Below are 15,239 nucleotides of genomic sequence, written 5' to 3'. Positions count from 1 at the left end.
TCGCGCAATTGGATGCCGCCCCGAAATTGCCTCGCCGTGAACCCCGAATTGTAAGGCAACCGGCAACACGCCGCGCTCCTTTACCCCGAAAACAACGTCGGCTGGAAAGGGTTTGATCGGCCAACGCCTGCCACGAGCCGCAAATCGTTGATCAGGGCGTGAGCACCACGTACACCGCCGAGAGTGGAAAAGTCACACTTCCCTGCTCGATCGCGATCGTTTCGACCGGATAGCCGTTGATGTCCAAGACGATCGCCCGCTGCAACTTCTCGTTGTGAACTCGCAATGAAACTTCGGTGTTGGCGATGCGAAACGGCGGTTCACCGAGCCGCACGATTTCTTCGCCGGCAACCGCAGTTGCCGCATCGCCTTGTCCGACGGTGATCGTGGCCGGCTTGGTGCGATACCCCGTCAGTCGATTGACGGTCACGACCTGGGCCAACACTTTCTCCGAGACGGCGAGGGGGCGATCATCCAAACTGACCACGTTGACCGTCGCGTATTCATTTTGGCTGTCGATTGTGACGTCGGACAATTCGAAGTGCCCGCCGTTGTCCCGGAGAAACCCGGTGACCCCCTGGGCGCGAGGCGCGTCCATGGTGCAGATCTGTCGCCGGTAGTCCCAAAGTAGTTCTCCCGTTGCCGAGCGGATCGTGCCGGCCTCGGGATCGAACCACTGCTGCAGGTCGGCAACGCTGGAATCCTCGGACTGTTCGACATGTGCCGTTGTCACCGGGCCGATCAGGAATGCGGCCCGATTGATTTCTCCCTCGCGACCAGACCAGGCCGGTCGCAAATCCGCCAAGTTCCTTTGATCGCCACGCGCTTCGTCATCGGCGATCCGAGGCGGCTGCAATTGCCAGATCTCCGTCAGCGATCGCACCTCTCGGACGACCGCGTCGGACTGCTTCAAATCCCCGCGCCGATACAGCAGTGCGTTGGCGGGAAACCCCGCCATCATCGCCGGGTAACAATGATTCCACTTGTGCATGGCGAACTGATCGTCGACTTTCCAAAACGGCTTCAACGGATCGGTTTCGTAGCGCGGCGTCTGGCAGGAAAACCAGGCCACACCGTCAATCCCGGTCAGACTCTGGTAAGCGGCCGCCAGGAAAGGCCCCTCGCTCTGGTACCGGTTGGGATTCTTCCAAGCGGTTTCGGTGACGATGAAAGGGTGCCCTTCGGCCTGGCGAAAATTGGTGCACATCTCAAACGGTTTGGACAACACCGATTCATTGACCAACCGGTGCCCGGGGTCGATCCGGTAGTTGTCGTTGGGACCCTGGTGTTGGTAATCCGAACCGACGTATTCGTTTTCCGCGTCGATGTCCAACGCGTGATAAGAATATCGCTCCAGTGCTTTCAGCTTGGGATCGTCCGCCGTCCGCCAGTTGGTCGCGTTGAGTAGCTGCTGGCAACCAAGGTCGTACCGCAAGTACCTTCCCATCCTGGCGTAGAAGTCCCGTTGAAACTCCGCCAGGAATCGGGCCGTGTCCTGCTGGCGTCTGGCGAACGCCCCGTCCCCCTCGGTCGTCAAGTCGTAGATCCGCAGACAACCGATTCTGCCTTGCTGAGGATTGTCCAGCGGATCTTCCCCTTTGAATCCGTCTCCCCACGCCGCCCAGGCTTTCTGCACCGACCCGTATTGGGAACTCAACCACTTGCTGAATTCCTCCGAAAGCGTTTCGCGGTATGGTTCGGGAAGCCGTTGCATGGTCCAGAACAACAGCGAATCTTCGTTGTGAATCTGCAGGATGGCAACGGTCGGATCGTCTCGGATCGGCAGTCCCGTGTGAGGATTGACCCGCGTGTAGAGCTCGCGCGTCCAGTGACGGTACGCCCGCTGCAACTTCGGATCGATGAATAACAGCCCCTCCATGTCCACCTTGCCGCCGCGCAATTCCCAGCTTTGGGGTGCATCAAAATGGGCGTAGAACGGAGAAATCAAAACGTACAGACCGTTGTCCTTGGCCGCTTTGATGAATCGATGGACTCCCTCGATTAGTTTGTCATCCACATCGGTGATCCTTGCCCCTTCCCGATGATCGCAGACCGTCACGTGCAGCCGCACCATGTTGACGCCTAACTTGGCGAGCCACCTGGCATGCAGGTCCATCTGCTCGGGTTCAAAGCGATGGCCGTCCGTTCCCACGATCCAAAATCGGATCGGCTGGCCGTCACCCCGGAGGAATCCGTTGCCGTCTTTGCTCACGCGAATGAATCCGCTCTGACCCGAACGGGCTTCGTTCAAGCCACGCAGATCCAACAACGCGTCATCACGAAAACCATCTTCGGGCTGTCCAAACGCCCATGAATTGCCTTCGTCCAGCGGCGTTTCGACGGCCGGCGCTTCGACCGTCAATCGCTGCCGGTCACCTGACGACGCCGTTGCATTGTCTTCTGACGGCACGCTGGGAACCCCGGTGTACGGGTGACCGGCGACGACATCCCAGACCGTTTGCTGAAGCACTCGGATCAGCGTTGCGTCGACCTGCGGATCAAACATCTCGTAGGGTTCCGCGGACAATCCGACCGGACTGCTGCCGGTCAAGGTGGCGTACACCGTGAGTGCCGCGCAATACGAACCGATGGTCCCGGAATCCTTGCCGTTGTGCGGCTGATCGTTCAAGTGGATTCCGTCGGCGTAAAAGTTCAACACGCCGGCATCGGCTTGAAACGTCTTGGGATTGAACGGCGCCGACTCTCCGCGGGCCTTGAGGAAATAGGGCTGATGACGCTGGTAAAAAGCTTCGATCCCCGGAAGCTCCCCGCCGCGAATCTTTCGGTCCAGTTCCGCCAGCACTTCGCCGGCGGGGATCATCCGCACCGGTATCGGCAGATCGGAAAAACGCTCGTTGAGCCGTTCAACAAGTTTCGCATAGTAATCGCGACAGGGTTGAACGCCGCCGCGATACGGGGTTGCCCAGTAGTTCGAGAAGTTCTTGTTCGGTCCCCTTTGATGGAGCACCGCTTCGGCTTTTGGCCACGTCGCATAAATGTAGAACCGCCGGGTTGCCACGTGATCGGTATTGGCGTGCTGTTGATCGTAGCGATCACCGCCGGGTGTCGTTTGTCCCAACGCGTACTCGATGAACGCCGCGGCAGACTGCACCGCGCCACCCTTGAAGAAGGGCCATTTCTGGAACGACTCGAATTCATCGTCCAGCGGCTCCTGATAGGGCTGCAGGATCAATGCATCAAACTCCGACTGCTTCAACGCCTGGTCGTACGCGCCGTAGCGTTTGACCAGGTTGTATTTGCCGCTGCCGGGCGGACCGCCGTGGCTGCGTTTGACCAGATGCTGGGAGAGCCGCATCCCGCCACCCAGCTGCATGCCGTAGTCGTATTTTCCACCGACCGATTCAAACAATTTATGCAATCGGCCCAGGGGAAGGTTGCGGGTCAAACTGTTGCCGATGTGGTACACGCGGATCGAATTGCCGGGCGGCCCGGTGGCTTGTTCGGCTTCGGCCAGACCGGGAATCGCACACCACGCCACCAACCAGACGCTCAAACGCTGGAAAAGTCTCATTCGATACAACCCGAGAGAAGAGGAGTCGATCTCGCCGCAGAATGCCCACGGAGCGCGAATCGGAACGGGCTGGGGAAAAGCGGAGGAGCAGTCGGGCCGATTCGCTGAGCCTCATTTTTGCACACTGCCCGGCCGGTTTCCAACGCGTCCCCCCACAATTGGTCCCGGATCACCGGGACTCTGTCGCCACCGCTCGGGCTCATCGAGTCGCCACCGCAGCCTCCACAGCTCGGGCCCGCCCTCAGAATCGCGATGGGTTAAACTCAGCCGCAATGATTCGCCCGCCGCGCGCTTCCGCCAGCGTTCACTCCGCCATCCCCGGCAGGCGTCGATGGCCATCCGGCGGGCTTCGATGGCCATCCCCCGCCCGGCGACCGCGTGTCTTCCGATCCCTCCTCCGACCGTTCCCAACCTGTCCAAGCCGATGCCCACACGTCGTGACCACCTGCCCGGAAACCTTGCCCACCCGTCCTCCATTTTCCGCCGCATCCTGGCGCACGTCTGCATCGGTTTGAGACACTTTGCCTTCGCGTTCGCCTGCGTGTTCTGCACCGCAAGCTTCCCCGTGGCCATTGCCGGTCCGCAGGACGAGGGTAGCGCGAAGCCGGCCGAGGCCAAACGCGGTCGAAAGCCGGCCAAGCAGGTGGATGCTCGCAACACGTCCACGGGAAAGCCGGACCCGCCGCGTGATCCCGAATTGGAAAAGTTTGGGATCTATCAAAAAACCGCCCCGCGCGCCGAAGCGGCCCCGCCGGTTGCCACGACGCTGCCGATGCAGCTGCAGCAAGGTGACCGAATCGCATTGATCGGAAATAGTTTGCTGGAACGATCGCAACAGTTCGGACACTTGGAAGCGATGATCCAGCAAGCCCACCCGGACCTCCAACTGTCGGTGCGGCACCTGGCATGGTCCGGCGACGAAGTCGATCTGCAACCGCGCCCGGACAATTTTGCCGACACGTTCCAGCACCTGACGCATGAGCGTGCTGATGTGATCTTCGCCGCCTTCGGCTTGAACGAATCCTTTGCAGGCGAAACGGGATTGGACTCCTTCCGGGATTCGCTGACGAATTTTTTGCAACAATTGAAATCCAAAGCCTTCAATGGCCAATCCGCTGCCCGGATCGTGCTGGTTTCTCCTGTCGCCAATGAGAACTTGCCAGATGTCCGCGCGGCCGATCGTAACAATCAGTCGCTGGCCCGGTACGTCGAAGTGATGTCCGAGGTCGCCGCCGAACAGCAGGTCGGATTTGCTGACGTGTTCCAGCCAACGCGAAGCACGTTGGCCAGCATGGGGTCCGATTACACGATCAACGGCGTGCATCTCAACGAAGCTGGCGATCATTTGTTTTCGTCCCTGTTGTTCCAAAACACCTTCGGTCATGATCCGCCCCCGGTGAAACCGGCACTCCGAGCCGTCATCGCCGACAAGAACCGCCAATTCTTTCGACGCTTTCGCCCGCTAAACACCTTCTATTACACCGGCGGCCGCAATCAAACGTACGGCTACCTGGACTTCCTGCCGGCGATGCGAAACTTCGACCAAATGGTCGCCAACCGTGACCAACGCATTTGGGAGATCGCATCCGGCCAGTCGGATTCCACCGAAATCGATGACGGCAACCTGGCCCCGATGCCGGAAACGAAACAGAGTCGCGGCGCGAACCAGTGGCTGACGGCGGAAGACGAACGGCGGGCGTTTCAAGTTGACCCGCGGTTTGAGGTCAACTTGTTTGCCGGAGAAGAGCAGTTCCCAGAGATCGCAAACCCCATCCAGATGCGTTGGGATTCTCGCGGTCGCTTGTGGGTCAGTTGTTCGACAACGTACCCCCACGTGTACCCCGGCAAAGAGCCCAACGACAAACTGGTCATCCTGGAAGACACCGACGGGGACGGACGCGCCGACCGATCGAAAGTCTTCGCCGACGACCTGCATGTGCCGCTTTCCTTTGCTTTCGGCGACGGCGGCGTGTATGTCTCCGAACAACCCAACCTGAGTTTCCTGAAAGACACGGACGGAGACGATGTGGCGGATGTCCACCGCGTGGTGCTCAGCGGATTCGGGACTGAGGATTCGCACCACTCCCTGCACGACTTCAGTTGGACTCCCGACGGAGACTTGATTTTCAGGGAATCGATCTTTCACCACTCCCAGGTGGAGACCCCCTACGGACCGGTCCGCCAGCAAAACAGCGGCTGGTTCCGATTCGAACCGCGCACCGGGCGATTGGTCAGTTTCGGGACCTACCACAGCACCAACCCTTGGGGAGTCACCTTCGACGACTGGGGTCAACACTTGGCCAGTCACCCCGTGTATGCCGAAGCGTTCCATTCGCTGGACCCGCCCTATCCGGTGCAGCACCCGCGTCCCACCGGCCTGCAAGCGTATTCAGGAGTGTGCGGGCACCAGATGGTCGACTTCTCTACCTTCCCCGAAGAAACCCAGGGCGGATTCATCAAAGTCCGCTACAAGCCCACCAACCGCGTCGAAATCCATCGCTGGATCGAAGGCGACTACGGCTACTCCGAGGAATATGTCGGCGACCTGCTGTTCAGCACCAACTTGAGCTTCATCCCGGTCGATTTGCAGTGGGGGCCCCGCGGGGCGTTGTACGTTTGCGATTGGTACAACCCCATCAAGGGCCATGCACAGTACTCGTTGCGTGACCCACGACGAGACCGAGATAGCGGACGGATCTGGCGAATCACTGCCAAAGGCCAGCCTTTGCTCGACCCGCCATCGATCGCCGATGCCTCCATCGATGACCTGCTTTCGTTGCTGAAACGGCGCGAAACGCAAATCCGTCAGTGGGCCAAACGGGAACTTCGCCAGCGCGACCCCGCTGACGTCCTTCCGCGGCTGGACCAGTGGGTGCAAGCATTGAACGCGGACGACGCGCGATTCCGCCATCACCAAATGGAAGCGGTCTGGACCTATCGCTGGATCGGTCTGGTCGGATTGCCCTCCAGTGTGGATCCGTCTTCCGATCCGCGTCCGGATCGCGCGATCGGCGGCGACCTGGCGACCGACTCGGATGAAAGCCTGCGCATCGCCACGTCGACGCTTCAAGACCTGCTGGGTTGCGACGAGGCCCACGCCCGCGCCGCGGCGACCCAACAACTTCGCTATTGGCACCCGTACCTCCCGCAGGCGATCCGGCTGTTGAACCAGTCGGCCCGAGATCCCAACGGGATCGTTCGGATGCAGGCGGTCATCGCGGCGACCTACATCGGAACCCGCGAAGCGTTGGAGGCGATTCTGGATGTGTTTCAATACCCACGCGATGGCCATCTGCAGTATGCCATCAGCTGTGCCCTGGGCAGCCGAACGTTGCGGCCGTTCTGGGAATCAGAGGATCGCTATGGTATCGCGACGCTGCTGCAGCAGGCCGCGAAGGATCGAACAATCAAGGAACCGACACCGTCGGCGAGCGAAGCCCAGTTCGACTCCCAGCAGGATTTGAATGTCATCAAAATCTCCTGCATTCCTGAGAAGATGTTGTTCTCGGTTGATCGCATCGATGCGCGTCCGGGACAAAGCGTGAAGATCGTGTTCACGAATCCGGATGCCACCGACCACAACCTGGTGTTGCTCCGCCCGGGAGCACTGGCCGAAGTCGGGATGGCCGCAAATGAGATGGCCAAGGATCCGCGCAACGCCAAATCGGATTTCATCCCGCGCGAAAAGAGCAACTTGATCCTGCACGCCTCACCGATGATCGGGCCGACCCGATCGTCCCTGATACACGTGCTGCGATTCAAAGCGCCGACTGAACCCGGAGTCTATCCCTACGTTTGCACCTTCCCGGGACACTGGGTCGTGATGAACGGAGTGATGGTGGTTGCCAAGAATGCGGACACCGCCGATCGGATGCTGGCCGATCATCAGCCAACAGTCGTGCGTGAATGGACCATGAAGGACTTTGCGGACTTCAACGCCGACCATCCGGCCACCGATGAAGACTCGCTCATGCAGGGTGCCATGGCGTTCGTCAAAGCCCGCTGCAACCAGTGCCACGTCGTCGGCGGCCACGGCGTCAATTTGGGTCCCGATCTGGTCGCATCCGTGAAACAACTGCGTGGCACCGAACTGCTGCGACAGATGCTGGAACCTTCGTCCAAGATCCACCCCGACCATCAAAGCTACCGTTTCCTGTTGGTGGACGGACGCGTCGTGACGGGCGTGATCGTGGAAGAATCCAACAAGGCCTATCGCGTGGCGACCAATCTGTTGACGCCCAATTCGTTGACAAACATCCGCAAACGCGATGTGGACGTCAAAATCAAATCCGATGTGTCGCCCATGCCGACCGGATTGTTGAACGTCCTGACCCGCGACGAAATCGAGAACTTGCACGCCTTTCTCCAGGCCGGAGGCGAGATCCCGGGACACTCACATCACCATGAAGCGGCAGGCGGCGACTGAACGGACGCGCCACACGGAAAGGACGGGCCGCTCGGAAAGGACGTGCTATCCTATCGCAAACGATTCTTCCCTGAGTGCTGCCCCATGTCGTCCGTCCCGTTGCCTTCGCTGTCCACGTTCAGATTCTTGTTCGCCCTGGCTGTTGGCATGCAGGTTGTCGGCATACCGGTTGTCGGCATACCGGTTGTCGGCATACCGGTTGTCGGCATGCCAGCGAACGATGCGATCACCGCGATGGCGGGGCCGCCCAGCCCGCAGCCCAGCCCGCAACCCAGCCCGCAGTCGAGCCCACAATCGAACCCACAGCCCAGCCCGCCGCCCCGGACGCCGGTGGACGTGGCTCGGGGCGACGCCGGGATGGTGGTGACCGCCACGCCGCTGGCTTCCGCGATTGGGCGCGACGTGCTAAACGACGGTGGCAACGCGGTGGACGCAGCCGTGGCCGTGGGATTTGCCCTGGCCGTTACCTGGCCGGAAGCGGGAAATCTCGGTGGAGGCGGATTCATGCTGGTCTCGCCTTCGCCGCACACGAACGGGCAGGCAAGCTCGGAACAGGCGTCCGGCGACGATGTGGTCTGCATCGACTACCGCGAAACCGCACCCGCTGCCGCCGACGAACGCAGCTTTGTGGACTGGACCAATCGCCGGCATGCCCGGATGGCTGGAACGCCCGGGACCGTCCGCGGGTTCGGTGTCGCGCACGAACGGTTCGGAAAGCTGGACTGGAAACGTCTGGTGCAACCGTCGGCCGACCTGGCTCGGGAAGGCTTTTTGGTCGACCGCCATCTTGCCTATTCGCTGAACGCCACGCTGTCCGACGAAGCTTTGAAGCAGGATCCGCGGTACGCGGAGTTCCGACGCGTTTACGGCCATGCCGATGGCCGACCATGGATCCCCGGCGATCGATTGCGACAGCCGGACCTCGCGGCGACGTTGCAAACGATCGCCGATCAGGGACCCGACGCTTTTTATCGTGGTCCGATTGCCAACGCCGTGGTTGCGGAAATGCGCCGGGGCGATGGGCTGATCACCGAGCAAGACTTGGAACGGTACCAGGCTCCAATCCGACCGGCGGTCAGGTGTTCCTTTCAAGGTTGTCAGGTGTACGGCGCCCCGCCGCCCAGCTCGGGCGGTCTGACGGTCGGATTGGAATTGCAAATGATCCAGTCGTTGGGTCTGCCCCCTTCGGTTGAACCCTGGTCACCGATGCAGATCCATCTGGTCAGCGAGGTCATGCGGCGGGCATTTCGTGAACGTGCGGCGTGGTTGGGCGATCAAGATTTTGTCCCCATTCCCGCTGAGCGGTTTGGCCCCAGCGCGGCGCAGCAACTGACGGCCACGATCGACCGCGACGCGGCGACCGACAGCCTGCAGATTGCCGGCCCCATCAAGATCTCCGACGCTCCCTACGAGAGTGAACAGACGACGCATTATTCGATCATCGATTCCTCGGGAATGGCCGTCAGCAACACCTACACGTTGGAGCGAAGCTTTGGCAGCTGGATCGTCGTCCGTGGCGCCGGATTCTTGCTCAACAATGAAATGGGAGACTTCAACTGGTACCCCGGGTACTCCAACCGCGAGGGCGCGATCGGAACCACGCCCAACCGGATCGCCCCCCGCAAGCGAATGCTCAGTTCCATGTCGCCCACCATCGTTCGCCGAAACGGACGGGTGCTGCTGGTCGTCGGCAGCCCCGGCGGCCGCACCATCATCAACACGGTCACGGAAGTCCTGGTGCAGACACTGATGATGGAACGTTCCCTTGAAGAAGCGGTCGACGCGCCGCGTTTCCACCACCAATGGTTTCCCGACCAGATTCTGCTGGAAGGTTACGACGACAAGGTTTTCCAAGACGCCCTCGCGCCGTTGCGAGCGATGGGACACACGGTGGAACAACCGCCCGGATACCGCCAGGGCGCCGTCAACGCGATCGTGATCGATCCTGAATCAGGTCAAGCAACCGGAGTGGCTGATTGGCGGCGCGGCGGTGCCGCCCGCGCCAGTCGTGTCCCGGCGGCCGCCGCCAACTGAACCGCGCCGCTCCCTGGGGCAATCTTCCCGCCCGTCGATCCACCGTGCTAACGTGGCACGTCCGGAACGTCTCGCACCAATCGGAACCCGGCATAGCAAAGTCCGTCGCCGGCCTCGGCAAAGCCGCGCATCGCCGAACGGCAACTGATGGGCCCGACATACCAACTGCCCCCGCGGAGCACCCGCCAATCACCGTGCTGTTGCTGCTCGGTCGTCGGTGGACCGGCGGGGTCTTCGATCCGCACCGTTTCGGCTTCTTGCCGCGAGTAGGGCTTCAGCAATTTGGCGTAGTGGTCTTCCTGAAAGATATCCTGGCACCACTCCCAAACGTTCCCGTGCATGTCATGCAAGCCCCAGGGATTGGGGCGGAAACTGGCAACGGGCGCCGTCATCGGATGGCCGTCGTCGCACGCCGGCGAGTCCAGCCCCAGGCTCCGCTGATACATCGTCGTCTGAGGATGCAGTCGCTCCAGCGACGCGTCGGCAACGTTGGCGAATTCGTACGCGTCGTCGGGAGAATTCCCCCAGGAATACCAACTGTCGGTGCCCGCCCGGGCCGCGTATTCCCACTCCGCTTCCGTCGGTAAGCGGTATCGACGCCCTTCCCGTTTGCTGCGCCAACGGCAGTAGGCGTTGGCGTCGTTCCAGCTAACGCACACGACCGGATGATCCGGTCCCTGCGTGAATCCGGGACTGCGCCAAGTGTACTTGGGATCGATTTGAATCCAGCCCGGTGGCCGTTCTGCTTGGGAATCAAACCCGGCGGCATTGCCATGTTGCTCCGCATCGGTCTCGTAGCCGGTCTCGCGGACAAACTCCGCGAACTGTTCAACGGTGACTTCCCGATCCGCGATTTCAAAACCGCTGGTTAGCTTGACCCAGTGCTTGGGACGCTCGCTCCACGTCGCATTCCCCTTCAGTTTGACACTGTAGGGATGATCGTGATTGATCGCGTTCATGTCGCTTTCCCCGCGGCGGTACTCGCCAGCGGGAACAGGAACAAATACCGCCTCCTGGGCGGAAGATCTCCTGGCGAACGCGGTCAGAAACATCAGAAGGCAGACGACACGCGCCGCCCACACAAAGCGTCGGCGACTGCGGTGCGGCGCCCCGTCAGACCAAATCATCGATCACCCCCGGGCTGTCCTGAAACGCGTCACCGGTGGGGACCCCACAACAGTGAACCATCGTTTGCCACAGCGAGGACAAGGGCGTTGGCGTTGACAGTCGCACGTGCCCGCGGTGACGGACGCCCAATCTTTCCCCGCCGGAAAGAACCGTCGGGAGTCGGTTCTTGCTGTGTCCGATGCCCATCCCACTGCTGAACCCCAGGACCGTGTGATCCAACAACGTGCCGTCACCCTCCCGGATGCTGCGCAGGCGGTCCAGGAAATACGCCCAGTGCTTCATGTAGATGGTGTCCACCTTCGCCAACTCTTCCAGGTTGCGGGGGTCGTTGCCGTGGTGCGAAAGCGAATGGTAGCCTTTTGAAACTCCAAACTCCGGATACACCCCGCCGGATAACTCGCGACGCACCACGTACGAAACGACGCGGGAAGAATCGGTCTGAAAGGCTAACGCGATCAGGTCGTACATCAACTTGGCGTAGGTGTCGTAGCGAAAGTCGGGTTGCTTGTCGGTGATGCTCTTTTCGAAACGCTTGGGATCTTTCAAGTCCGGATCGGGCTTGGGGCGGTCCGACCAGGCCACGTCTCGGTCAAGCTGTCGTTCCATTTCGCGAACGCTGTTGAAATACTGGTCCAACTGTTGACGGTCGACCTGGCTCATCCGCTTTTGCATTCCGCCGGCTTGTTCCATGACCAGATCCAGCACGCTTCCGCGCTGGCGAAACTCGTGAGCCCGGTTGACCTTTTGTTGCTCGCTGTCGGGACGAAACAGTCGGTCGAACAATACCTTGGGGTCATTCTCGGCGGCCAACGGAATCCCCTGCTCGTTCCAGGAAGTGGTCGCCAATGCTTGACTGCCGAAAGCAGTCCCGCGTTCGACGGACAATTGCAGGGATGGATAACGTGTCGCTTTTCCGTGTTGTTGCGCAACGATCTGGTCGGGGGAAATCTGTTGTTTCTCACCGCGCGCGATCGACGTGGCGAACGGGTACGCACCGTCGTGGCCGCCGCCATGATTCAGGAACACGTTCGAAAGCACCGTGAACTGCCCGCGGTGCCGTTCCAGCGGTTGCAGGATCCGCGACAGTTTGAAATCGGGCCCCTCATCTTCGGGCTCGAACTGACGCATGTTCATTCCGGTCCCGAAGTAAAACATCCCGAACCGCGAGGGCGGGGTTTCAGCGGCTTGATCGTCCGCCATGCATTCCAACATTGGAAGTCCCATCGCAACGCCCGCGCCGCGAAGAATGGTTCGTCGGGAAAGTTTCAGGGGTCGGCTCATGGGACAACTCTGGAAACATGGCAAAGTGACGGCGGAACACGATCGGACGTTGGCCTCGTGGCCTCGGCGGCGTGGATCCGCGGTCGTTGTTTACTTTGTCAAGAACTGGGGGCTGGAAACTATCTGTTTGATCATCGTGCGCAGCGTTGCGGAATCGTCATCCAAAGCGTCGCTGATCGCGTCGACTCGAATGCGGTCACCAGGCTCCAACGGGCGACCGAGCGCATAGACCATCATTTTTTCGGTCAGTCCACGATGAAACCGCTGCTGCTGTGCAAGCAAACGCTCGCGGAATTGTTCAAAGCCGTCAAAAGTGCTGCCGTCGGGCAACTTCCCCGACGCATCAATCGGCGGCGCCTTCCTCGCCCGGAAACCCTCGCCGGTCTGCTGCTCGCGCCAGGCCCCAATCACGTCAAAGTTCTCCAACGCCAATCCATAGGGATCGAGCGTGCGGTGACAGGCGGCGCAGCTTTCAATTTCCTGATGCTGAATCAATCGTTCACGAACGGTCAGATTCTTTCCTTTGATGTTCGGTTCAATTTCGCCCACGTTCGGCGGCGGAGGATCGGGCGGATCGTTGAATAAAACCTCGCGAACATAAACGGCTCGCGAGACGGGTTTGGTGCGATTGCCGTCGCTGCCAGCCATCAAGACGCCCGCGTGCGCCAACAGACCGCCCCGATGTGAATCGTCCGGCAAGGGCACCCGGCGAAACTGATCGCCCTGCACCCCTTCGATTCCGTAATGCTTCGCGAGCCGTTCGTTTAGCATGGCAAAACCGGAGTCAATAAAATTCGACAGTGCCAAGTCGTGCTTTAGAACTTCGCGGAAAAACTCCAACGACTCGGACACCATCGCCTCGCCAAGCTTGTCGTCGTAATCCGGGTACTGTCGGTCGTCCGGCTGAAAATTCCGGAACGTTTCGGTCCGCAACCACTGCGCAGCAAATCCGTTGACGAAACCTTCGATCTTCGGATCGGCAATCATCCGGTCGACCTGCTGCAGCCGTACCTGCGGGTCTTGCAGCTTGCCGGCCGCGGCGAGTTCGAACAACTGCTCGTCGGGCATGCTACTCCACAGCAGATACGAAAGCCGGCTGGCAATCTCCCAATCGTCCAAGGACCGCGGCTGGACGCCGTCGGACGGTTCGGCCAGGTACAGGAATCGGGGCGAAGTGAGCACGGCGGTCAGCCCCGCCCTGACCGCATTTTCCAAGGCGATGCCGTGGTCCAACTCTTGTCGCACCAAATTGACGATCGGCTTCACATCGTCGTCGGCGACCGGACGACGGTAGGCACGATTCATCAGAGCCGTGAAGATCTCGGTCAGCTGGCCGTTGGTCAAAGATGTCGGTGTTGTCTCGCCCAACAACAGTTGATGGCTCTTTGGCGGCCATTGTTCGTACAGCGGACCTTCGATTTCAATCCAATCCAGCCACAGCATTGGCAGCTTTTCCGTGTCGATGCGGTCTGGACGAATGATCGTTTGCTCGTGCCCCCCCTCCAACTGCATCCGACCGCGGTACCGGATCGCATTGGTGAAGTCACCTTCGTTCCCGTAATCTCGAATCTTGCGATTGGCATACACCTGGTAGGTCGGATTTCCGTTGGTCATCGCGATTTCGTCGACGGGCTGCAAGTTCCATTCTTTGCCCAGTCCGTCGCGGGGGACGATCACCGTGTACACCTCCGGTTGCTGCGGCGAAGCATCGACCTGGACGTCCATCACCAGTTGACGGCTTGCCTGCGGGTGTTGCTGGCGGACGGACATTCGCACCGGCTTGCCATCCGGACCGGGGCGTGCGGCGGCTCGCACGGACACCCGGTACTTGCCAAGTGTCGGCGTCGCGGTGCGATGGTCCCCATAGTGCAAACGTCCAAATGAACGCGTTTGACCGTCGATGATCTCGATGTGGTCTTCTTTGCATTCAAAACCGGGCTTGTCGCACAAGTAGTCGATCGCCCGGTTCGTTTGAATCTCCTCAAATTCCATCCGCAAGGTCTTGGTGGGGAATTCGGGCGGGCCGTCGACGATGGCCTTTTCGGCCACCAGCCGCGCCACCTCGTAATAGGTTTGCATCAGCGAAGGATCGATCATCAGCCCGACGCTGACGGTGCGAAAGCCTTCCACGGTCCCGTCGGGCGGAAGCATGTCCCGCGGGCTTTCGCCGGGCAGGAACTCCATCTTCAACAGATCGCGAATGGTGTTGGTGTATTCCTGACGATTCAACCGCCGCAGAACCGCTCGCCCACCACGACTGAGCCCCGCTTGTTCGGCTTGACGCAGACGATCAGTAATCCATCCGCTGAGCATTCGAATCTGATCCGCCGTCGGCTGCGGTTTGTCGTCCGGCGGCATTTCTCCCCGGTTCACCCGGTCGCGAATTTCGATCCAAGCCGCCGCCGCACGGCGGTCCGCAAAATCGTCGTTCAAATGATCGATCCGGAAGTCGCTTTCCGCTTCTTCTCCGCGGTGACATTCCAAACAGTGTGTCGTCAAAAACTCCGCCACCGGCCTTTCGGCAACTGGCGCGGTGGCGGGAGGTTCGTCGGCCTGCGTGCCAACCGCCCAGACCAACGCGACGATCCCGACGGCCCACCCGACGGCGCACGTCATGACACGGCACAGCAATGGCTGGGGAAGGCGGGCAGCCGAATGAGATTTCAGGAACACGGGGACACCGCGGGCGACTGGATTTGGACCTGTCATCATTTCACCTTCGCCAAAAGCCGCCGCCGAATCAAGACATTCCTGTCGGCGGCAGGAACCGGCAACGCAGGAACGCGTCGCCGGATCGCGTTGAACCCACCCAACTTCAGCCGACAAAAGCGGTGCCAA

General features: G+C 60.6%; 6 protein-coding genes. 2 read left to right on the top strand and 4 right to left on the bottom strand.

All coding sequences use genetic code 11. The features are described from left to right. Nucleotides 1–151 precede the first annotated feature (151 nt). A complete protein-coding gene (locus FYK55_RS25380) occupies nucleotides 152–3,532 on the bottom strand; it encodes a beta-galactosidase (RefSeq protein WP_150079440.1) in 3,381 nt (1,126 codons plus the stop codon). 352 nt (nucleotides 3,533–3,884) lie between these two features. Between FYK55_RS25380 and FYK55_RS25375 the strand changes: the two genes are divergently transcribed. Both FYK55_RS25375 and ggt read left to right on the top strand, forming a co-directional pair. Further along, complete coding sequence (locus FYK55_RS25375; protein ID WP_161604744.1) at nucleotides 3,885–7,958, top strand: PVC-type heme-binding CxxCH protein; 4,074 nt, start codon at nucleotides 3,885–3,887, stop codon at nucleotides 7,956–7,958. Nucleotides 7,959–8,165: 207 nt separating this feature from the next. After that, nucleotides 8,166–9,992 (top strand): gamma-glutamyltransferase, encoded by a 1,827-nt coding sequence (gene ggt / locus FYK55_RS25370; protein ID WP_161604743.1) that lies wholly within the window; start codon nucleotides 8,166–8,168, stop codon nucleotides 9,990–9,992. 47 nt (nucleotides 9,993–10,039) lie between these two features. On the opposite strand, the gene FYK55_RS25365 is transcribed toward ggt, so the two are convergent. The 3 genes from FYK55_RS25365 to FYK55_RS25355 form a co-directional block, all read right to left on the bottom strand. After that, complete coding sequence (locus tag FYK55_RS25365; RefSeq protein ID WP_150079437.1) at nucleotides 10,040–11,119, bottom strand: formylglycine-generating enzyme family protein; 1,080 nt, start codon at nucleotides 11,117–11,119, stop codon at nucleotides 10,040–10,042. Beyond that, entirely contained in the window at nucleotides 11,106–12,401 is a 1,296-nt protein-coding gene (locus tag FYK55_RS25360; RefSeq protein ID WP_150079436.1) for a DUF1552 domain-containing protein, read from the bottom strand. The genes FYK55_RS25365 and FYK55_RS25360 overlap by 14 nt, the downstream gene beginning before the upstream one ends. Nucleotides 12,402–12,491: 90 nt before the next feature. Then, a complete protein-coding gene (locus FYK55_RS25355) occupies nucleotides 12,492–15,113 on the bottom strand; it encodes a DUF1592 domain-containing protein (protein ID WP_161604742.1) in 2,622 nt (873 codons plus the stop codon). Between the last annotated feature and the right edge of the window lie 126 nt (nucleotides 15,114–15,239).

The sequence above is a fragment of the Roseiconus nitratireducens genome (assembly GCF_008629675.1).
Lineage (GTDB): Bacteria > Planctomycetota > Planctomycetia > Pirellulales > Pirellulaceae > Stieleria > Stieleria nitratireducens.
This window is presented reverse-complemented; position numbering and strand designations above follow the sequence as displayed.

Coding starts and splice junctions, on each gene's coding strand:
- FYK55_RS25380 (WP_150079440.1), bottom strand. CDS start 3,532: ATGAGACTTTTCCAGCGTTTGAGCGTCTGGTTGGTGGCGTGGTGTGCG.
- FYK55_RS25375 (WP_161604744.1), top strand. CDS start 3,885: ATGGCCATCCCCCGCCCGGCGACCGCGTGTCTTCCGATCCCTCCTCCG.
- ggt (WP_161604743.1), top strand. CDS start 8,166: ATGCCAGCGAACGATGCGATCACCGCGATGGCGGGGCCGCCCAGCCCG.
- FYK55_RS25365 (WP_150079437.1), bottom strand. CDS start 11,119: ATGATTTGGTCTGACGGGGCGCCGCACCGCAGTCGCCGACGCTTTGTG.
- FYK55_RS25360 (WP_150079436.1), bottom strand. CDS start 12,401: ATGAGCCGACCCCTGAAACTTTCCCGACGAACCATTCTTCGCGGCGCG.
- FYK55_RS25355 (WP_161604742.1), bottom strand. CDS start 15,113: ATGATGACAGGTCCAAATCCAGTCGCCCGCGGTGTCCCCGTGTTCCTG.